20 protein-coding genes are annotated in these 20,558 nt (G+C 29.6%); 14 read left to right on the top strand and 6 right to left on the bottom strand.

Translation table 11 applies throughout. The features are described from left to right. Positions 1-13 precede the first annotated feature (13 nt). A complete protein-coding gene (locus ABDX67_RS05150) occupies positions 14-472 on the bottom strand; it encodes a MarR family winged helix-turn-helix transcriptional regulator (RefSeq protein ID WP_347173900.1) in 459 nt (152 codons plus the stop codon). 198 nt (positions 473-670) lie between these two features. Between ABDX67_RS05150 and ABDX67_RS05145 the strand changes: the two genes are divergently transcribed. The 7 genes from ABDX67_RS05145 to ABDX67_RS05115 all read left to right on the top strand — a co-directional run bounded on the left by ABDX67_RS05145 (position 671) and on the right by ABDX67_RS05115 (position 6,367). Beyond that, the gene (locus ABDX67_RS05145; protein ID WP_347173899.1) at positions 671-1,600 is read left to right on the top strand and encodes an ABC transporter ATP-binding protein; all 930 of its coding nucleotides are present in this window, start codon (positions 671-673) and stop codon (positions 1,598-1,600) included. 3 nt (positions 1,601-1,603) lie between these two features. Continuing rightward, positions 1,604-2,929: an ABC transporter permease gene (locus tag ABDX67_RS05140; protein WP_347173898.1), complete on the top strand. Its 1,326-nt coding sequence runs from the start codon at positions 1,604-1,606 to the stop codon at positions 2,927-2,929. 16 nt (positions 2,930-2,945) lie between these two features. Then, on the top strand, positions 2,946-3,770 hold the full coding sequence (locus tag ABDX67_RS05135; RefSeq protein WP_347173897.1) for a mechanosensitive ion channel family protein: 825 nt from the start codon (positions 2,946-2,948) through the stop codon (positions 3,768-3,770). Between the two features lie 7 nt (positions 3,771-3,777). Beyond that, on the top strand, positions 3,778-4,941 hold the full coding sequence (locus tag ABDX67_RS05130; protein ID WP_347173896.1) for a sigma-54-dependent transcriptional regulator: 1,164 nt from the start codon (positions 3,778-3,780) through the stop codon (positions 4,939-4,941). A gap of 145 nt (positions 4,942-5,086) precedes the next feature. Beyond that, positions 5,087-5,728, top strand: coding sequence for a peroxiredoxin (locus ABDX67_RS05125; protein WP_347173895.1), 642 nt, complete (start codon positions 5,087-5,089; stop codon positions 5,726-5,728). A 70-nt stretch (positions 5,729-5,798) separates the two neighbouring features. Beyond that, complete coding sequence (locus ABDX67_RS05120) at positions 5,799-6,107, top strand: thioredoxin family protein (protein ID WP_347173894.1); 309 nt, start codon at positions 5,799-5,801, stop codon at positions 6,105-6,107. 2 nt (positions 6,108-6,109) lie between these two features. After that, the gene (locus tag ABDX67_RS05115; protein ID WP_347173893.1) at positions 6,110-6,367 is read left to right on the top strand and encodes a DUF6952 family protein; all 258 of its coding nucleotides are present in this window, start codon (positions 6,110-6,112) and stop codon (positions 6,365-6,367) included. Positions 6,368-6,418: 51 nt separating this feature from the next. Here ABDX67_RS05115 and ABDX67_RS05110 read toward each other — a convergent pair whose 3' ends face one another. The 3 genes from ABDX67_RS05110 to ABDX67_RS05100 all read right to left on the bottom strand — a co-directional run bounded on the left by ABDX67_RS05110 (position 6,419) and on the right by ABDX67_RS05100 (position 8,801). After that, complete coding sequence (locus tag ABDX67_RS05110) at positions 6,419-6,580, bottom strand: hypothetical protein (protein ID WP_347173892.1); 162 nt, start codon at positions 6,578-6,580, stop codon at positions 6,419-6,421. Between the two features lie 2 nt (positions 6,581-6,582). After that, positions 6,583-7,566: a hypothetical protein gene (locus ABDX67_RS05105; RefSeq protein ID WP_347173891.1), complete on the bottom strand. Its 984-nt coding sequence runs from the start codon at positions 7,564-7,566 to the stop codon at positions 6,583-6,585. A 131-nt stretch (positions 7,567-7,697) separates the two neighbouring features. Continuing rightward, positions 7,698-8,801: an aminotransferase class V-fold PLP-dependent enzyme gene (locus ABDX67_RS05100; protein ID WP_347173890.1), complete on the bottom strand. Its 1,104-nt coding sequence runs from the start codon at positions 8,799-8,801 to the stop codon at positions 7,698-7,700. A gap of 225 nt (positions 8,802-9,026) precedes the next feature. Between ABDX67_RS05100 and ABDX67_RS05095 the strand changes: the two genes are divergently transcribed. From ABDX67_RS05095 to ABDX67_RS05080, 4 genes are read left to right on the top strand one after another with little or no spacing between them, the layout of a single operon-like run. Then, positions 9,027-9,854, top strand: coding sequence for an exonuclease domain-containing protein (locus tag ABDX67_RS05095; RefSeq protein ID WP_347174286.1), 828 nt, complete (start codon positions 9,027-9,029; stop codon positions 9,852-9,854). After that, on the top strand, positions 9,855-10,742 hold the full coding sequence (locus ABDX67_RS05090; RefSeq protein ID WP_347173889.1) for a carboxypeptidase-like regulatory domain-containing protein: 888 nt from the start codon (positions 9,855-9,857) through the stop codon (positions 10,740-10,742). Between the two features lie 13 nt (positions 10,743-10,755). Then, on the top strand, positions 10,756-11,241 hold the full coding sequence (locus ABDX67_RS05085) for an ABC transporter ATPase (RefSeq protein ID WP_347173888.1): 486 nt from the start codon (positions 10,756-10,758) through the stop codon (positions 11,239-11,241). Positions 11,242-11,244: 3 nt separating this feature from the next. Next, positions 11,245-14,163, top strand: a complete 2,919-nt coding sequence (locus tag ABDX67_RS05080; RefSeq protein ID WP_347173887.1) for a serine hydrolase domain-containing protein — start codon at positions 11,245-11,247, stop codon at positions 14,161-14,163. On the opposite strand, the gene ABDX67_RS05075 is transcribed toward ABDX67_RS05080, so the two are convergent. Then, positions 14,147-15,187 (bottom strand): lysophospholipid acyltransferase family protein, encoded by a 1,041-nt coding sequence (locus ABDX67_RS05075; RefSeq protein ID WP_347173886.1) that lies wholly within the window; start codon positions 15,185-15,187, stop codon positions 14,147-14,149. The two genes, ABDX67_RS05080 and ABDX67_RS05075, sit on opposite strands and share 17 nt — an antisense overlap. 12 nt (positions 15,188-15,199) lie before the next feature. Beyond that, positions 15,200-15,886 (bottom strand): Crp/Fnr family transcriptional regulator, encoded by a 687-nt coding sequence (locus ABDX67_RS05070; RefSeq protein WP_347173885.1) that lies wholly within the window; start codon positions 15,884-15,886, stop codon positions 15,200-15,202. A gap of 106 nt (positions 15,887-15,992) precedes the next feature. On the opposite strand from ABDX67_RS05070, the gene ABDX67_RS05065 reads away from it, so the two are divergent. From ABDX67_RS05065 to hemN, 3 genes are all read left to right on the top strand, one after another. After that, the gene (locus ABDX67_RS05065; RefSeq protein WP_347173884.1) at positions 15,993-18,371 is read left to right on the top strand and encodes a heavy metal translocating P-type ATPase; all 2,379 of its coding nucleotides are present in this window, start codon (positions 15,993-15,995) and stop codon (positions 18,369-18,371) included. 3 nt (positions 18,372-18,374) lie between these two features. Further along, positions 18,375-19,073 (top strand): purine-nucleoside phosphorylase, encoded by a 699-nt coding sequence (gene deoD, locus ABDX67_RS05060; RefSeq protein WP_347173883.1) that lies wholly within the window; start codon positions 18,375-18,377, stop codon positions 19,071-19,073. A gap of 73 nt (positions 19,074-19,146) precedes the next feature. Continuing rightward, the gene (gene hemN / locus ABDX67_RS05055; RefSeq protein ID WP_347173882.1) at positions 19,147-20,508 is read left to right on the top strand and encodes an oxygen-independent coproporphyrinogen III oxidase; all 1,362 of its coding nucleotides are present in this window, start codon (positions 19,147-19,149) and stop codon (positions 20,506-20,508) included. Positions 20,509-20,558 lie beyond the last annotated feature (50 nt).

The raw sequence follows: 20,558 nt of genomic DNA, 5'->3' as shown, positions 1-20,558 counted from the left end.
TTGTAGTTTATTTTTATACAGCTTGATTATTGATTTCTTTAAAAATCTGTTTGTCTGTAATTAATTTATTTATAGTAGAAGTTACTTTTAAAAAAGTACTTACTTCTTTTTCTGTTAAATGATCACGTACAGCTTCATTAAATTGAATAACAGTGTCTTTAGATATTTTACGCATCTGTTTTCCGTACTCTGTCAATTTAATTAGTACACTTCTTCCGTCTTCTGGATTTTTTTCTCTAGAAATAGCTCCTTTGTCTTCCATCGTTTTTAAAATTCTAGACAAACTCGTAGGTTCCATTCCCATTAAAGGTCCTAAAGCGGTTGATGGCGTTCCGTTTTCATAATCAATATTTAACAATACAAAAGCCGTTGCCATTGTGCTATCGTGCTTTGCCGCTTGCTCGTTATACAGCTTTGCAACTGCTTGCCAAGTGGCTCTTAATTGATGATCTATTGAAAACGTTTTATCCATGTTTACAAATGTATAAAAAATATATTATGCACGCATAGTAAATTGTAAAAAAATTATGCACGCATAGTAAATTTTAATTTTAACGCTTAATTTTATTAAGAAACAATTAAAAACTTATACGATAGAGTAAAAGAATATTACTTAATTTTGTTCGACATTAAAAACTACTAGTATTAGTTTAATAATTAAATCAAATCAATGAGTAACTTATTAGAAATAAATAATGTAACTAAGAAATACGGAGAGTTTACTGCTTTAAATAATATCTCCTTAAGCATTCCAAAAGGAAGTGTTTTTGGATTGTTAGGTCCAAATGGAGCAGGAAAAACGTCGTTAATTAGAATTATAAATCAGATTACATTACCAGATAGCGGAACTATTTTGCTAGACGGACAACCTTTACAGCCAAGTCATATTGAGCAAATTGGTTATTTACCAGAAGAACGTGGTTTGTACAAAAGTATGAAAGTTGGTGAGCAAGCGTTGTATTTAGCACAATTAAAAGGTTTGTCTAAAACGGAAGCTAAAAAACGATTGAAATATTGGTTTGATAAATTTGATATTTCTGCTTGGTGGGATAAAAAAATAGAAGAACTATCAAAAGGAATGGCGCAAAAAGTACAGTTTATAGTTACAGTTTTGCATCAACCAAAATTATTGATTTTTGATGAGCCTTTTTCTGGATTTGATCCAATTAATGCACAATTAATTGCCAAAGAAATTTTACAATTGCGTGATGAAGGCGCAACCATCATTTTTTCTACACACAGAATGGAATCTGTTGAAGAAATGTGTGATGATATTGCTTTGATTGATAAATCGAACAAAATTGTTGATGGAAAATTAGACGATATTAAAAGGCAATATAGAAGTAATACTTTTCAAATTGGATTAAAAACTGATAACTCTTCAGAAATTGAAACCATTTTAAAACAACAATTTGAGGTAACTCCAACAGATTTTAGAATGTTAAGTGAAGGTTTTACAGCCAACGTAAAAATCCCTGAAAACGAATCTCCAAACCAATTAGTATCCTTGTTAACAAAGTATGGAGAAGTGCAACATTTTTTAGAATTGGTGCCAAGTGCAAACGATATTTTTATTCAAGCAGTAAACAAAAACAGCTAAGTTATGAAGAAGTTAAAATTAATTATCAGAAGAGAATTCTTAGCAAAAGTGAAAAACAAATCATTTATAATGATGACTTTTTTAAGTCCGTTATTAATGGTCGGAATTGGGTTTTTAGTATTCTTTTTAAGTAAAAAGAATGACGAAAAAGTAAAAGAAATCGCATATGTTGATGAATATAAATTGTTTACTAAAGAAGATTTTAAAGACTCTAAAACGGTACATTATTTAGATTATACAACTATAGGAATTGAAGATGCAAAAACAAAAGTTGAAGCTGGAAATTACTACGGCGTTTTATACATTCCTAAAAAAGATAGTTTAGAAACATTGGCAAAAGCTGTTGAGTTTTATTCTAAAGAATCGCCAAGTATGTCGGTTATTGGAAATTTAGAAAACAAAGTAGAAACCAAGTTAAGAAACCTAAAACTAGATCAGTTTGGAATTGATTTAGAAAAAATAAAAGCATCGCGAATATCCACAAATATTAAAATGTATAATTTTTCTGGAGAAGAATCATCCAAATTAATTAACGGTTTAAAAATTGGAGTTGGTGCAATTGCGGGTTATATGTTAATGATGTTTGTAATGATATACGGAACATCTGTAATGCGAAGTGTAATTGAAGAAAAAACGAGTAGAATTATAGAAATAATTGTTTCGTCTGTAAAACCTTTTCAATTAATGTTAGGTAAAATTATAGGAAATGCATCTGCAGGATTGTTACAATTCTTTATTTGGGGAATTGTTTTATTGATAATTAGTATCGTTTCATCATCTGTTTTTGGAATTGGTATGACAGAAGTGCAAGCTTCAAAATTATCGCCAGAACAAATTGCTGCAATGAAAGATGTTGCTGGAAATGGAGAAATGCAAAAAGTAATTCAAGAATTTTTTAGATTACCATTAGTAACTATTTTTATCTTATTTATTTTTTACTTTTTGGGCGGATTCTTTTTATACAGCTCTTTATTTGCCGCTGTTGGCGCTGCTGTAGACAACGAAACAGATACGCAACAATTTATGTTGCCAATAATGTTGCCTTTAATTTTAGGAGTTTATGTTGGTTTTGCAACAGTAATTAATGATCCTCATGGACCAATTTCTACCATATTTTCTATGATTCCATTTACATCGCCAATTGTAATGTTAATGCGTGTTCCGTTTGGTGTTCCTTGGTATGAAATTGCTATTTCTATGGCATTATTATTGTTTACTTTTGTGTTTATGGTTTGGATTGCAGCTAAGATTTATAGAGTTGGTATTTTAATGTACGGTAAAAAGCCAACCTATAAAGATTTATATAAATGGATAAAATATAAAGGATAAAATGTACCTTTAAAACATGGAAAAAATAAGAGAGTTTTTAAATTATTCATTTTATTTTGGCGAAAAGAGTCATATAAGTGTTTTGGCAATTATAATTTTGATTATTGCTTTAATGCTAACAGGTTTTTTGTTAAAATTATTGCGAAAGTTTATCACTAGAAAACTGCCAGATACTGATAAAGCAAAATTTATTTCAGTTTTTAATTACTTAAAATGGTTGATATATATTGTTATTTTCTTAATAACAATGCACACCGCAGGTGTTAATGTAACAGCAATTTTTGCAGCATCAGCAGCATTATTAATTGGTGTTGGTTTGGCATTGCAAACATTGTTTCAAGATATAATTTCTGGAATTTTTATTTTAAGTGATCAATCTGTGCATGCCGGAGATATTATTGAATTAGAAGGAAAAGTTGGTAGAGTTACAGAAATAAATTTACGAACAACTAGAGCTGTTACTGTTGATAATAAAGTAATGGTAATTCCCAATCATTTATACTTAACAAATACATTGTATAATTGGACAGCAAATGGAGAAGAAACAAGAGAAGCAGTAGAAATTGGTGTTGCTTACGGAAGTGATGTCGAACTTGTAAAAAAGTTGTTGTTGCAAATATCATCTGAGCATAAATTAGTTTTAGATTATCCAGAGCCAAAAGTGTTTTTTACCGATTTTGCTGACAGTTCTTTAAACTTTCGAGTTTCATTTACTGTTCAAAATAGTTTCGATGTACGTTTTACCCAAAGTGATATCCGTTTCGAAATAGATAGATTGTTTAGAGAAAACAATATTTCTATTCCTTTTCCACAAAGAGATATTCATATTATAAATAAATAAAATACATATGCCAAAAATTTTAATCATAGAAGACGAAGCAGCAATTAGAAGAGTATTAAAAAAAATTATTTCAGAAGAGAATGATGCTTATAATGTAGAAGAAGCAGAAGATGGTTTGCAAGGAATTGAAATGATTATGAATACTGATTACGACTTGGTTTTTTGTGATATAAAAATGCCAAAAATGGATGGTGTTGAGGTATTAGAAAAAGCAAAAAAGATAAAACCAGAAACACCGATTGTAATGATTTCTGGTCATGGAGATTTAGAAACTGCTGTAAAGACAATGCGTTTAGGAGCTTTTGATTATATTTCTAAACCGCCAGATTTAAACCGTTTGTTAAACACAGTTCGTAATGCATTAGACAGAAAAGAATTGGTTGTAGAAAACAAACGATTAAAGAAAAAAGTAAGCAAAAATTATGAAATGGTTGGCGAAAGCGATGCTATTTCTCATATTAAAGAGATAATAGAAAAAGTTGCGGCAACAGATGCACGAGTTTTAATTACGGGACCAAACGGAACAGGTAAAGAATTGGTTGCGCATTGGTTACACGAAAAATCGGATCGCTCTAAAGCAACTATGATAGAAGTTAATTGTGCGGCTATTCCGTCTGAATTAATAGAAAGCGAATTGTTTGGACACGTAAAAGGAAGTTTTACTGGAGCAAATAAAGACCGAGCAGGAAAGTTTGAAGCCGCAAATGGTGGCACTATTTTCTTAGATGAAATTGGTGATATGAGTTTGTCTGCACAAGCAAAAGTGTTACGTGCTTTACAAGAAAGTAGAATTTCTAGAGTTGGTTCAGATAAAGATATAAAAGTAGATGTTAGAGTAGTAGCAGCAACAAATAAGGATTTAAAAAAGGAAATTGCAGAAGGAAGGTTTAGAGAAGATTTATATCATAGGTTGGCAGTAATTTTAATTCAAGTTCCGGCTTTAAATGACCGTAGAGAAGACATACCATTATTGGTAGATTTCTTTTCTCAAAAGATATCCGAAGAACAAGGCGGAGCAAAAAAAGGTTTTACTAAAGAAGCAATTCAATTATTACAAGAATACGATTGGACAGGAAATATTAGAGAATTAAGAAATGTAGTAGAGCGTTTAATTATCCTTGGAGAAAAAGAAGTAACAAAAAGTGATGTAAATTTATTTGCCAGCAAATAGTTTAAATCTATTTTGATTCAAGTCGATTATAAATAAAGCTGATAACAATATAAAAAATTAGCATCAACTTTTTTCATTTTTACTCTAAATGCTTGGTATATTTGTAATTGAAAAAAGAATATTAATCATTATAAAATATAAGAAAATGGCAACAGCAGTTGGTAAAAAATTTCCAGATTTAAACGTAGATGCAATGAATGAAATGGGTGATACATTTAAAATAAATGTATTAGAAGAAGCAGTTAACAACAAAAAGAAAGTTGTGTTGTTTTGGTATCCAAAAGATTTCACATTTGTTTGTCCAACAGAATTACATGCTTTTCAAGCAGCAATTGGAGAGTTCGAAAAAAGAAATACCATTGTAATTGGTGCATCTTGTGATACACCAGAAGTACATTTTGCATGGTTAAGTACAGCAAAAGATAATGGAGGAATTGAAGGTGTAACGTATCCAATTTTAGCAGATAGCAATAGAAACTTATCATCAATCTTAGGGATTTTAGACATCACTAACGAAACTTTTGATGAAGCAACACAAACAATTCAAGTTGAAGGAGATAACGTAACATACAGAGCTACGTATTTAATTGACGAAGAAGGAACTGTTTTTCATGAAGGGATTAATCACATGCCAGTTGGTAGAAATGTAAATGAATATTTACGTTTAATTGATGCATATACTCATGTTCAAACAAACGGAGAAGTTTGTCCAGCAAACTGGGAAGAAGGTAAAGATGCAATGCAGGCAAATGCAAAAGGAACTGCAGCTTATTTAGCATCACATTAAAAAATAATTACGAATTATGAATTACGAGTTTTAAAATTCGTAATTCATAATTTTAAAATGCATAATTAAAATGGTACAAGAATTAGATCAAGATAATTTACAACAAATAGTTGCAGACAATAAAACAGTTGTTGTTCAGTATTCTGCTACTTGGTGTGGAAACTGTAGAATTATGAAACCAAAATTTAAGAAGTTAGCTTCAGAAAGTGAAAACATGGTTTTTGTAATTGCTGATGCAGAAAAGTTTCCTGAAAGTAGAAAATTAGCAGATGTAAGTAATTTACCAACATTTGCCACTTTTGTAGATGGTAAATTTGTGAATCAAACACAAACAAACAAGTTTGATGTTTTAAAAGAATTAGTAAACGAAGTTGTGTAATTATGAAACTACCAATAATAAAACACTTAACAAATTTTATCGAAGAAAACGATCAGGACTATATTATTGAAACCATAGAAACCTTAGAAGCATTAACAGAAGTTCCGTCTTTAAAAGACGAAGAGTTAGATGTTATTGGAGAGTTAATTTCTAATATGTACGGAGCTATTGAAGTAGATAAAATGATTAAAGAAGGCACACCAAAAAAAGAAGCATTAAATGCTTTTATGAAACGTGTTTTGGGTTCTATTGATAGCTAATTTTTTTAAACATAATTAAAACAAATCCCGAGTTAGTTAACTCGGGATTTTTTATGCTTCTTTATTTTTTATTTCATTTGCCTTTTTAATAATAGCTTTTAGTTTTTCTTGATTGGCTATTTTATCTTGCTTTACCTTATTAATTTTACGATTCATTAATTTGGTATGCTTTGCTTTGTTTACGGTGTTTTTTGCTTTTCCTTTTTTAGGCATTTCTAGTTTAATTGATGTTTAATCCAACGCATTAATTCATCTTTGTCAATTGCTCTCCAAGTAGAATCTGGATTTTTTATTTGAGATGTATTATCTTCTGGTTGTAAAACTATTAACTCTGTGTTGTTGTTTCCTCGAAGTTCTAATTCTGCCAATAAACCAACCATATCTGGTGAGTTATTGTCATACATCGTTTTTCCTCTTTTCTTTAGCCAATACTTTATTGCAGGTTCAATATATGCTCTAACTGCATAATTTTTATAGTATTTTATATTGTCGTTCTTCTCGTCAAAATAACTATATGTAGAAAAATTAAAATAGTTTTGGATGTTATTTTTAGGAGTTCCTTTAAGATTTTTTTCTAACATATAATTTACAAAAGTAGGTTCCCATAAATCATTTCGTTTATTTCTAATTTCTCGGTCAAACTTATACCATTCGCTAGACCAATCTAAAATAGAATTGCAAACAACAATGCCTTTAATATTTAATTGAAATGTGTAGTTGTCTTCTATCATAAACTCGATGTGCTTCATTGCTCTATGTCCAGAAAGTCCAACACCAATAAAAAAGATATTGTTGTTTGGTAAATGGTATTTTTCAAAAACTTGTTTTATTATTTTATGTGAATGTAACGCTGAGTTTTTAGAGAAATAAAAATCAAAAGGAATTTCTGATGAAACAGATAAGGTGGCAAAATTATTAGATATTGCTTGTTTATAAATCTGTTTTGCGCTTTTATTCTTCTTGTCGAAACCAGAATCTTCAAGAAAAATGAGAACTCCTTTTATGTTTTTGCCTTTTGGTAATGATAACGTAAAACCTTTTTTAATTAGCGGAATAAAATCTTTATTGGTTGTTCCAATTCGTAAACTATCGCCGCTTTTTGGAGTATAGTTTTCTATTATTTTTTGAGAAAAACCTTTTGAAAAGATTCCGAAAAGAATGGAAAAGAGTAAAATGTATCTATATGAATTGTGTTTCATTTTTAAACAAGCAAGTTTTAGGTTCCGCTAAATCGCATTTTGATATGAATCCGATTTATATCAGTAGTTAGCGAAGTTATCTAAAAATAAACTTAGAAACAAGCTGAATTTATGATTATAAACTCAATGGTTTAGATTAAATTTAAAAAAGTAATAATGTCTTCTTTTGAGGTGTAAAAATTTGGACTAACTCTAATGTTTTCTCCTTGTAACGTAACTAGAATGTTATTTTCTTTAAGCTTGTGAAACAAAGTTTTTGTTTTTTCAAAAGAACCCGTATTAAAATGAACAATAGCAGATCTTTCTTCTCTTTTTTCAATTGGTGTTACTATTTTGTACTCTTTCTTTTTAAGTCCGTCAATTATAAGATCTGTGTTTTCTAACGCTTTGTTGTAAATATTTTCAATTCCAATTTCTAACAATAATTGAAGTCCGGCAGACCAAGCATTAAAAAGCGAATATGCCATTGTGCCCGTTTCAAATTTTCTAGAATCAGTATAAAAAGAAAGTGTGTCATCAACTCTTTCGGCAGAGAACATTCCTGGTAAAACGGGATTTATCGTTTTTACAATACGTTTACTCACGTATAAAAAACCAGTTCCGTCCATTCCGAGCAACCATTTAAAACCACAACCAGACATTACATCAATTTCATCTTTTTCAACATCAATCGGAATTATACCAGCAGCTTGTGCAACATCTACTACAAAAAGTGCATTATTTTTATGCGCAATTTTTCCAATTGCAGCTAAATTTGGTCTAAAACCGCTGTTATATCTTACAGCTGCTACAGCAACAACACGTGTATTATTATCAATAAGTTTTTCAATTGCTTCAGCATTAAAACTATTGTTTTCATTTAGTTTGACAAATCGAATTTCAACGCCTTTTTTTTCGAGTTGCAACCAAGGAAAAGAATTGTTCCAATGTTCGCGTTCTGGTAGAATTATATTATCTCCTTTTTTAAAGTTGATTCCTTGCGCAACAATTCCAATTCCAACTCCAGTACTTGTTGTTAATGCATATTCTTCTGGTGAACCTCCTAATATTTTTGATAAAGGAATACGAATTGTATCACGATTAAAACCTTTTTTACCAATAAGATAAAACTCTGTTTTTAAATAGGATTGAAGTTTCTCATAAACCAATGTATTTAGTGGCGCTTGTGAAGCGTTATTAAGATAAGTTGCTTCTTTTGTAACAGGAAATAACGATCTAATTTCTTCAATATTCATTTCAAGATTAACTTTTAATTTTTAGTGATATTAACTTCAGATTTGATAATAAGTTAAATTTAAAGTGTTAGCTAAGTTATCAAAAATTTTAAATGTATTTAATATCATATAAAAATGTATTTAATCTCAAAAATAAAGTGATATCTACCTCTAAAATTGATAGAAAATTAAACAGATTTATATACCTTTAGCGTACTATAGAATTTAGGAGAGAAAGTTAAAATGATGAAATTAAAGTTAGAGAAGCCAATCGTATTTTTCGATTTAGAAACAACAGGAATTAATATTGGAACTGATAAAATTGTTGAAATAGCAATTTTAAAAGTCTTTCCGAACGGAAATAAAGAAAGTAAAACTTGGTTGGTAAATCCAGAGATTGAAATCCCGAAAGAAGCTTCAGATATTCACGGAATTACAAATGAACAAGTAGTTACAGAACCAACGTTTAAAGAATTGGCGCCTCAAATAAATGAGCTAATTGCAGATTGCGATTTGGCCGGATTTAATTCTAATCGATTTGACATTCCACTTTTAGCAGAAGAGTTAATGCGAGCTGGTATTGATTTTGATATGAATAAGAGAAAAGCAATTGATGTACAAGTAATTTTTCATAAAAAAGAACAAAGAACCTTAAGTGCTGGTTATCAATTTTACTGCGGAAAAGAATTAGAAGGAGCGCATGGAGCAGAAGCAGACACAAATGCAACTTACGAAATCTTATTAGCGCAATTAGAAAAATACGAAGATATTGGAACTACTGTAAATGAATTAAGTGAATTTTCATCGCACGGAAAAAGAGCTGATTTTGCAGGTTTTATTTTGTTTAATGATGATGACCAAGAAATTTTTTCCTTCGGAAAATATAAAAATAGAACGGTAGAAGAAGTTTTTAAAGAAAACCCAGGTTATAATAATTGGATGCAAAACGCAGATTTTCCGCTATTCACTAAAAAAGTATTGAGAGAAATTAAAGAGCGTATGTCTGAACCAAAAAATACTATGACAGATGATGAAAAGCTAAACGCTTTACAGCAAAAATTTAATTTACGTTAAATGAAAAAATGGTTTCTTTTATTTGTTTTTATGTCTTTTCAACTTGTTGGTCAGCAATCAACCTTTAAAGGTAAATTGTTAGACGCAAAAACAAAAGAACCCGTTGTGTACGCAAATATTAGCTTTATAGAAACTACAAAAGGAATTTCTACTACAGAAGATGGTGCTTTTTTTATGAACATCAGTGAGAAATATTTAGAAGGTAAAGTGCATATTTCTTGTTTGAATTATAAAGACACAATTGTAAATGCTTCGGATATAAATAAGAAAACCTTGTTTATGATTCCGAAAGAGAATGTTATTGATGAGGTTGTAATTTCTAAAAGAGTTGATAAATCAATTTTAATAGATAAAATAAAAAGGAAAGTTCATGGAGTTCATACAGTCGGGATGCGAATGTTGGCAAAGTATTTTCCGAACACAAAGAAAAATGAATGCTGCAATTATGTTTCTAAAGTAGCAATTTACTTTTCTAAAAGACACAATAAAAAATCGAAATTCAGAGTTCGTGTTTTTGATAGAGATGAAATAACGGGTTTACCAAAAAACGATTTGTTAAATGTAAATTTACCGGTAACAATATCTGAAGGGCAATTGCAAACAGAAATTAATTTATCAAATTATAGTATTGAAATGCCAAAGAATGGCTTGTTTATTGCATTTGAAAAATTATATATTCCATTTAATAAATATGGAAACGATATAGAAGGAGAATCAGATTTAGAAACTTTGTATGCGCCAGTAATCGGTTTTACAAAATACAATTATAAAAAACCAAAAGAAAGAACGTATTATTATGTGAAAGGAAATTGGAGGAAATCTGAATTTACTAAAATTAGTAGATTTAGAAAGTTTGCTCCTGCAATTTCTTTAACTTTATCAAATTAAAAAAAAGATAGAAATGTTTACAGAATATAAAAATTTACCAAATAATTCTAGAGTTTGGATGTATCAATCCGATAGAGTTTTTACAAATAAAGAAATCGAATTTATTTCGAGAAAAGCAACTGATTTTATTGAACAATGGACGCGTCATGGAGATAATTTAAAAGGTTCGTTTACCATTAAATACAATCAATTTTTAGTCTTAGCGGTAGATGAAGGTTTTAACAATGTTTCTGGTTGTTCAATTGATGCTTCGGTTCGTTTTGTAAAAGAATTAGAAAACGAATTGCAAATTGATTTAATGAATAAAATGAATGTTTCTTTTAAAGATGGTGATAACATTAATATTATAAAGTTAGCAGAATTTCAGCAGTTTGCCAAAGAGCAAAAAATTACCAAAGAAACCATTGTTTTTAATAACATGGTTCAAACCAAAGAAGAAGTAGAGAATAATTGGGAAGTTCCGGCAAGTAAAAGCTGGCATAATCGTTTTATGATATAATTTATGAAAAATAGTTTAAGTTTTCTTTTTGTGCTTTGTTTATGTATAGCACAAGCGCAAACAAAAGATCCATTATTAACAAAAGATAAAGAAGCTCAAGAAATATGGGTAAATAATATCTTAAATAAAATGACTAATGAAGAAAAAATTGGTCAATTATTTATGGTACAAGCCTATTCTACAAACGATACTGTAAACGAAAAATTAGTAGAAGAATTGATACAAAAATATCATGCCGGAAACTTAATTTTTATGCAAGGAACTCCACAGAAACAGGCAGAATTAACAAATAAATATCAAGCAATGTCAAAATATCCTTTGCTAATTGCAATTGATGCAGAATGGGGATTAGACATGCGTTTACAAAATTCATTTCGATATCCTTGGAATATGGCTTTAGGCGCAGTTAGAGACAATTCTTTGATAGAGAAATTTGGAGAACAATTAGGAAAACATTCTAAACGATTAGGAATACACATAAATTTTGCTCCGGTTGTTGATATCAATGTCAACCCAAAAAATCCAATTATTGGAAATCGTTCTTTTGGAGAAGATAAAAATAATGTTACCGATAAAGCAATTGCTTTTACTCGCGGAATGCAGCGTTTTGGAGTGTTGGCAAATGCAAAACATTTTCCAGGTCATGGAGATACAGCGGCAGATTCTCATCACACATTACCAGTTATTAATTTTGATGCAACGCGTTTAGATACGTTAGAATTGTATCCGTATTATAAATTGTTCGATGAAAATTTAGCAAGTGTTATGACAGCGCATTTGAGTATTCCTAAATTAGAACCAAACAAAAGTTTGCCTTCTTCGTTATCTCATAAAATTACAACTGGCTTGTTAAAAGAAAAAATGGGTTATAAAGGATTGATTATAACCGATGGATTAAACATGAAAGCTGCTGCAGATTTTGCAACGTCTAAAGAAATAAACTTAGAAGCAATTTTAGCAGGAAATGATTTGTTGTTGATTCCGCATGAAGTTCCAGAAACAATGGACTATTTTCTAAAAGCAATTAAAGATAAAAAATTAACTATTGAAAGATTAGATGAATCTGTTCGTAAAATATTAAAAGCAAAATATTGGGCAGGATTACAAAATTACAAACCGATAGAATTAAATAACTTACATGAAGATTTAAATACCAAAACGGATGAATTATTACATAGAAAACTGGTTGAAAATTCTATAACTGTAATAAAAAACGAAGATGATATCATACCTATTCAAGATTTAGATAAACAAAAAATTGCCTACGTTAAATTTGGTGATGATGATAGTGAGCCATTTGTTACTATGTTAAATAATTATGCAAAAGTAGATGTAGTTTCGGGCACAAGTGCATCTAATTTGTTGTCAAAATTAAAACCATATAATTTAGTAATTATTGGATATCACACTTCAAACTTACATCCTTGGAAAAGTTTTAAATTTAAAAAAGAAGACATTGCTAAAATTCAGCAAATAGCAAAAACAAACAAAGTGATTTTAGATGTTTTTGCAAGTCCGTATAGTTTGTTAGATTTTACATCTTTTACAAATATAGAGGGATTAGTTGTTTCGTATCAAAACAGTAAAATTGCTCAAGAAATTTCTGCACAACAATTATTTGGTGCAGTAAAAGCAAAAGGAAAATTACCAGTTTCTATCAATAATAATTTTAAGGAAGGCTTTGGTTTGTATTCATCAACATTAAGTAGATTAAAATACGGATTACCAGAAGAAGTAAAAATGTCTTCTGTAAAATTGACAGAAATTGATGTGATAGCAAATGAAGTTGTAAAAAAAAAAATGGCACCAGGATTGCAAATTCTAGTTGCAAGAGCCGGAAAGGTAATTTATCAGAAAAGCTTTGGTTATCATACAAATGATTCTCTTTTAAAGGTTAAAAACTCAGACATTTATGATGTTGCTTCTTTAACTAAAATTTTAGCAACATTGCCAATGGTAATGAAAGCTGAAGGCGAAGGTAAATTTAGAATTGCAACAAAATTAAAACACTTATTACCAGAATTTAATCACACGAATAAAGACACAATAACGTTAAAAGAAATTCTGTCTCATAATGGAAGATTAAAAGCTTGGATTCCATTTTATTTATTAACTCAAGATAGCGTTACAAAAGAAAATTTACCAGATTTTTATCAACTTAAAAAAACTAAAACTTACAATATAGAAGTTGCTAAAAACTTATTTTTAAAAACGACTTATAGAGATTCTATTTTAACGCGCATTAAAAAAGCAGAACAAAGAGAGCACGAAGGTTATAAATATAGTGATTTAGGGTATTATATTTTAAAAAAAACATTAGAGGAAAAGTATAAAAAACCGTTAGACGAGTTAGTGCAAGAAAACTTTTATACTTCATTAGGAGCTAATAGAACAAGCTATTTACCTTTAAGAAAATTTCCTAAAAATGAAATAGTTCCTACAGAAAAAGACGAATATTTTAGACATCAATTATTACAAGGATATGTGCACGACATGGGCGCAGCAATGTTAGGTGGTGTTGCTGGTCATGCAGGTGTGTTTTCTAATGCAAACGACGTAGCAAAGATTATGCAAATGTATTTGCAAAATGGATATTACGGAGGCAAAAGATATTTAAAAAGTAATACTGTAAAGAAATTTAATACACGTTATTACGCAGACAAAAAAATACGTAGAGGTTTGGGTTTTGATAAACCACAATTAGACCCAGATATTGAGGCAACTTGTGGTTGTGTTTCTGACGAAAGTTTTGGACATAGTGGATTTACAGGAACCTATACTTGGGCAGATCCCAAAAGTAGAATTGTATATGTTTTTTTATCAAACAGAGTGTATCCAACTATGGATAATAATGGGTTGATTACAGAAAATATTAGAACGAAAATTCAGCAAATTATACAAGATGCTATTCTGTTGGAGTAGTAGCAAGTTTGCTGTATAAAAGTTGTAATGCTAAAATTAAAATAAAATAAATTCCTGCAATTTCTAGTGAGAAAAACGTATAAATTGCCAAGGCTTGAATAAAGTGAAAAATTGGAAAAATACTGATTCCTAACCCGAATCTAAACGTGTCTACAAATTCAGTCTCATCAATTTTTTTTGACAAGATTTTCCAAATAATCCACGGAAAAATACTGTTTAAGATTATCAGAAAATAGAGCGGTTTAACAAAATTAAAACTATTTTTTCGTTTTGTGGTTTTCCCAGATTTTGTACTGTTGTTAACTGTGTTTACATCAGTAAAATCAACATTATTTGTGTTTAATTTATTTAGAATAGTTTCGTAATTTTCATCCGCAGGAATATGAACCGACAATTCTTTTAGCTGATTAGAAATTTCTTCTTTTATTGAATTGATAGATTTGTTAATTTCATTAGGATTGTAATACTCATTTGCTAAAATTGGTTTGCCGTAATGTATGGCAACTTTACAAGGAAATTGACCAATGTTTTGATAGGTAATTCCGACTGGAATAACAGTTACTTTTAACTCTGGATATTTATCAAAAGCACCAAAAAGAATTCGTGTAAATCCTTTACTTAAGTTCCGTACAGTTCTTCTTTTATCGTGACTTCCTTCAGGAAAAATCATTAATGCTCTTTGTTTATTTAGAATTTCGTAGCAATCATTAAATACTTCTGTGTTTTTAGATAGTTCTTTTACGCCGTCTCTAATTCTGTAAATTGGCATCAAATTTAATGTTCCTAAAAACTTTTTTACCAATGGTTTTTTAAAAACAGCGGCTCTAACTAAATAATGTGTAACTCTTGGTGTGTTTGTAGTAACTAATAACGGATCTAACAATCCGTTTGGATGATTTACAGCAAAAAGCACTGCGCCTTTTTTTGGAATATTTTCTTTGCCAACAATCTTTATTTTTTTAGTGTAAAAAAACAAGCCTGTTTTAATATAAATTTTAAAGAAGTTGTACCAAATTTCTTTCAAAAAAGTAAAATTTTAAAATCCTTGAGCTATTTTTTTAAGTTTAGGAATATCAATTAAAGAAATATTTTTTCCTTTTAAAGAAATAATTTTTTCTCTTTTAAATTCTGATAATAAGCGAATTGCAGATTCTGTAGCGGTTCCAATTATATTAGCAATATCTTCTCTTGATAAGTGAATGTCTAATATATTATCTCTATTATGACCGAATTTCTCATCTAAGTTTAATAACATTTCTGCCAAACGTTGTTTTACAGTTTTCTGAGCCATATCTACAATTAGATTGTCGGCATTTTTTAAAGAGTTTGCCATGTCTTTTAAAACACTTAAAGAAAAATCTGGGTTTTGTCTTAAATCATTAATAATTTCTTCTCTTGGAATAAAGCAAACTTCCATATCGCTAATTGCAGTTGCTTTTAAGTTAGCAACATCGTCATTAATTAAACTTCGTTCTCCTAAAAAATCTCCTTTATTTACTAGATGAATAATTTGTTCTCTTCCGTTAGAGCTCATTTTAGAAACTTTACAAACACCAGAACTAATACAAAAAACACCATTTATATGTTCGCCTTCATCAAAAAGCACATCGCCTTTTTTTACTATTCTGGATGTTTTACAAGCAGAAATTTTTGAAAGTTCTTTTGCTGTTAGTTTTTTTAAGGAGTTTAACTGCCTGACAATACATTGCTCACATTTGCTCATTTTCCCTGTCGATTTTCGCATTCAAATATAAGCAAAAACTGACAATTATCATGTTATAAATTAAAGTTATCTTAGACATTTGTTCCAGGCATTTAGAGTAAATAATATGAGCGATTTGTTATGTTATCATTGTGGTAATACTTGTGATAATAAGTCAATTACAATAGACGATAAGTTTTTTTGTTGTAATGGATGTAAAACTGTTTTCGAAATTTTTTCTGACAACGACTTAACGTGTTACTACGATTTTGATAAAAATCCGGGAGCAATTCCAGAAGAAATTCAAGGAAAATACGATTTTTTAGACAATCAAAAGATTGTAGAAAAATTAATCGAATTTAACGATAGCAACAAGCAAGTTGTTTCATTATACATTCCACATATTCATTGTAGCTCTTGTATTTGGGTGTTAGAAAATTTAAATAAACTACAAAAAAACATTATTGCTTCTCAGGTTAATTTCCCAAAGAAAACCATCAGGATTACATTCGATTCAGAAAAGACAAGCTTAAAAGAAATTGTTTTAATGCTGAGTTCAATTGGTTACGAGCCGTACATTAGTTTAGAAGATTATGAAGTTGGTAAAAAGAAAATAGACAGAACTTTATTATATCAATTAGCTTTTGCTGGCTTTGCATTCGGAAATGTAATGTTTTTGTCGTTTCCAGAATATTTTGAAGTAAACGAATTTTGGTTAGAGCAATACAAACATTTGTTTAGATGGTTGATGTTTGCCTTTTCTTTACCTGTAGTTTTTTATTCTGCAAAAGATTATTTTATTTCTGCTTACAAAGGTTTGCGTTCTAAAATGCTAAATATTGATGTGCCAATTGCGCTCGGGGTTTTAGTTTTGTTTATAAGAAGTACAGTAGAAATTGCGTTTGATTTAGGCTCAGGCTTTTTTGATAGTTTAACAGGTTTGGTTTTCTTTTTATTGACAGGTAAATTTTTTCAACAAAAAACCTATAGTTTCTTGTCTTTTGAGCGCGATTTTAAATCTTATTTTCCAATTGCAGTTACCAAAATAAATACTGATAAAACAGAAGAAAACACACAAATTTATGATGTTGTAAAAGGCGATCGTTTATTAATTAGAAACAACGAATTAATTCCTGTTGATGGAATTCTAATTAACGGAGATGCAAATATAGATTATAGTTTTGTTACTGGAGAATCTGTTGCGGTAGAAAAGAAATCTGGAGATAAAATTTTTGCTGGCGGAAAACAACTCAACGGAATTATAGAAATGGAAGTTTTAAAATCTGTTTCGCAAAGTTACTTAACACAACTGTGGAGCAATGATGTTTTTAATGAAGAAAAAACTTCAAAATTTAAAAACCTAACTGATACAATTAGCAAACGATTTACCATTTTTGTTTTGTCAATTGCTACAATTGCTACATTATTTTGGTTGTTTACAGATGCAAGTAAAGCATTAAATGTGTTTACTGCTGTATTAATTATTGCGTGTCCGTGTGCAATTGCATTAGCTGCACCTTTTACTTTGGGTAATTTGTTAAGGATTCTTGGAAAGAAAAAACTGTATCTTAAAAATGCAGCAATTATCGAAAAAATGGCAAAAATAAACTCCATTATTTTTGACAAAACAGGAACGTTAACATCCACCAAAAAGAACGAAATACATTATGAAGGAAAATCATTTTCAGAAATAGAAAAAGAGGTTTTACAAAATGCAGTTCGAATTTCTAATCATCCATTAAGTAGAATGTTGTACGATACTTTTGGTGCAATAAACCATGTTGAATTAGATGCTTTTCAGGAACTTGTTGGAAAAGGAATTGAGGCAAATGCAAACGGAATTTCAATAAAAATTGGTTCGCAATCATTTGTAGAAAATAGCCCGAAAGACAATCAGTTTGAAACGGCAATTCATATCAGTATAAACGGAGAATATTTTGGGAAATACGTTTTTAAAAATTCGTACCGAAAATATATGAAACGATTGTTTCAAAAATTGAAAAACAATTATAATTTATCAATTCTTTCTGGTGATAACGAAGGCGAAAAAGAATATTTAGAAAAAAAATTACCAAAAAAAGTAGAGTTTTTATTCAATCAAAAACCAGAAGATAAATTAGACTACATAAAATCATTACAAGAAAAAGGAAACAAAGTATTAATGATTGGCGATGGTTTAAATGACGCTGGAGCTTTGGCGCAAAGTGATGTTGGGTTTTCTTTGTCAGAAAATATAAACGTTTTTTCGCCAGCTTGTGATGCTATTTTAGATGCTAGTAAATTTAAAAATATTGCCACTTATTTAGAAATGTCTAAAAAAGCAATCAAGATTATTAAATATAGTTTTGTATTATCTTTATGTTATAATGTTATTGGGTTGTATTTTGCTGTAACAGGACAATTAGAACCTGTAATTGCGGCAATTCTAATGCCGTTGAGTTCAATTACAATTGTAGTTTTTACAACAATTATGACAAATATTTTAGGAAGAAAATTAAAAAATTAAATTATGAGTATTCATATTGATGCAAAACCAGGAGATGTAGCAGAGTCTATTTTGTTGCCTGGAGATCCGTTAAGAGCAAAATGGATTGCAGACACATTTTTAGAAAATGTAGTTTGTTATAATGAAGTTAGAGGAATGTTAGGTTTTACAGGAACTTATAAAGGGAAAAGAGTTTCTGTTCAAGGAACAGGAATGGGAATTCCGTCTGCATTAATTTACGCAAATGAATTGATTACGCAATTTGGAGTAAAGAATTTAATACGTGTTGGTTCTGCAGGTTCTTATCAAAATGATGTAAAAATTAGAGATATCGTTTTAGCAATGGCAGGTTCTACAACATCAGGAATTAATGCACAACGTTTTCATGGAGCAAGCTATGCGCCAACAGCAAATTTTGAGTTATTTAACAAAGCCGTTATTGCTGCAAAAAAACAAAACATTCCGATTAAAGCAGGAAACGTGTTAAGTTCTGATGAATTTTATACAGATAATTTTGAAGATTATAAACATTGGGCAGAATTTGGTGTGTTGTGTGTAGAAATGGAAACGGCTGGTTTGTATACAACTGCGGCAAAACACAATGTAAATGCCTTATCAATCTTAACAATTTCTGATAGTTTAGTTACCAAAGAAAAAACATCAGCAGAAGAAAGAGAACAAACGTTTAAAGAAATGGTTTTAATCGCCTTAGATATAATTTAAATCGATTAAATTTCAATCAAATCAAACGGAGTCGAGAATAAGAAAATATATGTAGAGAAAAGACAATATAATAATGAGTTCATTAATACAAAAATACAATATTCCAGGACCAAGATATACAAGCTATCCAACGGTTCCGTATTGGGATAAAGAAGGAATTTCTAAAGAAAATTGGATAAAAAGTTTTCAAAAATCTTTTACAGAAAGCAATCAATCAGAAGGTATTAGTTTATATATTCATTTACCATTTTGTGAAAGTTTGTGTACGTTTTGTGCCTGCCATAAACACATTACCAAACGTCACGAAGTTGAAGAGGATTATATTGATACCGTTTTAAAAGAATGGAAATTATATGTTGATTTGGTGGGTGAAAAACCAATCATAAAAGAAATTCATTTAGGTGGCGGAACACCAACATTTTTTTCGAGCTTTCAACTTAAAAAATTAATTGACGGATTATTTGTGTATGCTGATAGACATGCTGATTATGAGTTTAGTTTAGAAGGACATCCAAACAACACAACCAAAGAGCAATTGCAAACTTTGTATGATTTAGGATTTACAAGAATTAGTTTTGGTGTACAAGATTATGATCCAATTGTACAAAAAGCAATTCATAGAATTCAACCTTTCGAAAATGTTGAAAATGTAACAAAATGGTCTCGAGAAATTGGATATACATCTGTAAGTCACGATTTAATTTTTGGTTTACCTTTTCAAACCAAAGAAAATATTATCGAAACAATTGAAAAAACAAAAATATTACAACCAGATAGAATTTCGTTTTATAGTTATGCACATGTTCCTTGGGTAAAAGGAGTTGGTCAACGCGGATTTAACGAAAAAGATTTACCAAAAGACGATGAAAAAAGAGAACTATACGAAGTTGGTAAAGAATTGTTTGCAGAATTAGGTTATGTAGAAATCGGGATGGATCATTTTGCTTTAAAAACAGATTCGCTTTTTAAAGCAACAGAAGAAAAAACGTTGCACAGAAATTTTATGGGTTATACAGCTAATAAAACATTACTAATGGTTGGATTGGGAATGTCTGCAATTTCAGATTCTTGGTACGCGTTTGCACAAAATGTAAAAACAGTAAAAGAATATCAAAAATTAGTAAATGAAGGTGAAATTCCAATCTTTAAAGGACATTTATTAACAGAAGAAGATTTAATTGTAAGAAAGCATATTTTAAACATGATGTGTCATTTTAATACAACATGGAATAAAAGTGATTTAAAAATTATAGAATTAGAAAAACATTTTTTACTTTTAGACGAGATGGTATCAGACGGATTGGTAATTTTAGATGATAATTCTTTAATAATACCAGAAAAAGCAAGACCTTATGTAAGAAATATATGTATGGCATTTGATGCACGTTTGCAAAGAAGTAAACCAGAAACGCAATTATTTTCAATGACAATTTAATTTTTTCAATAAATAAGAAAAGATGATAAATATCATATTATGAGCAAACG

This window comes from Polaribacter uvawellassae, assembly GCF_039748955.1.
Taxonomy (GTDB): domain Bacteria; phylum Bacteroidota; class Bacteroidia; order Flavobacteriales; family Flavobacteriaceae; genus Polaribacter; species Polaribacter uvawellassae.
The sequence above is the reverse complement of the archived record's forward strand: the minus strand, read 5'-3'. Positions and strand labels throughout refer to the sequence as shown.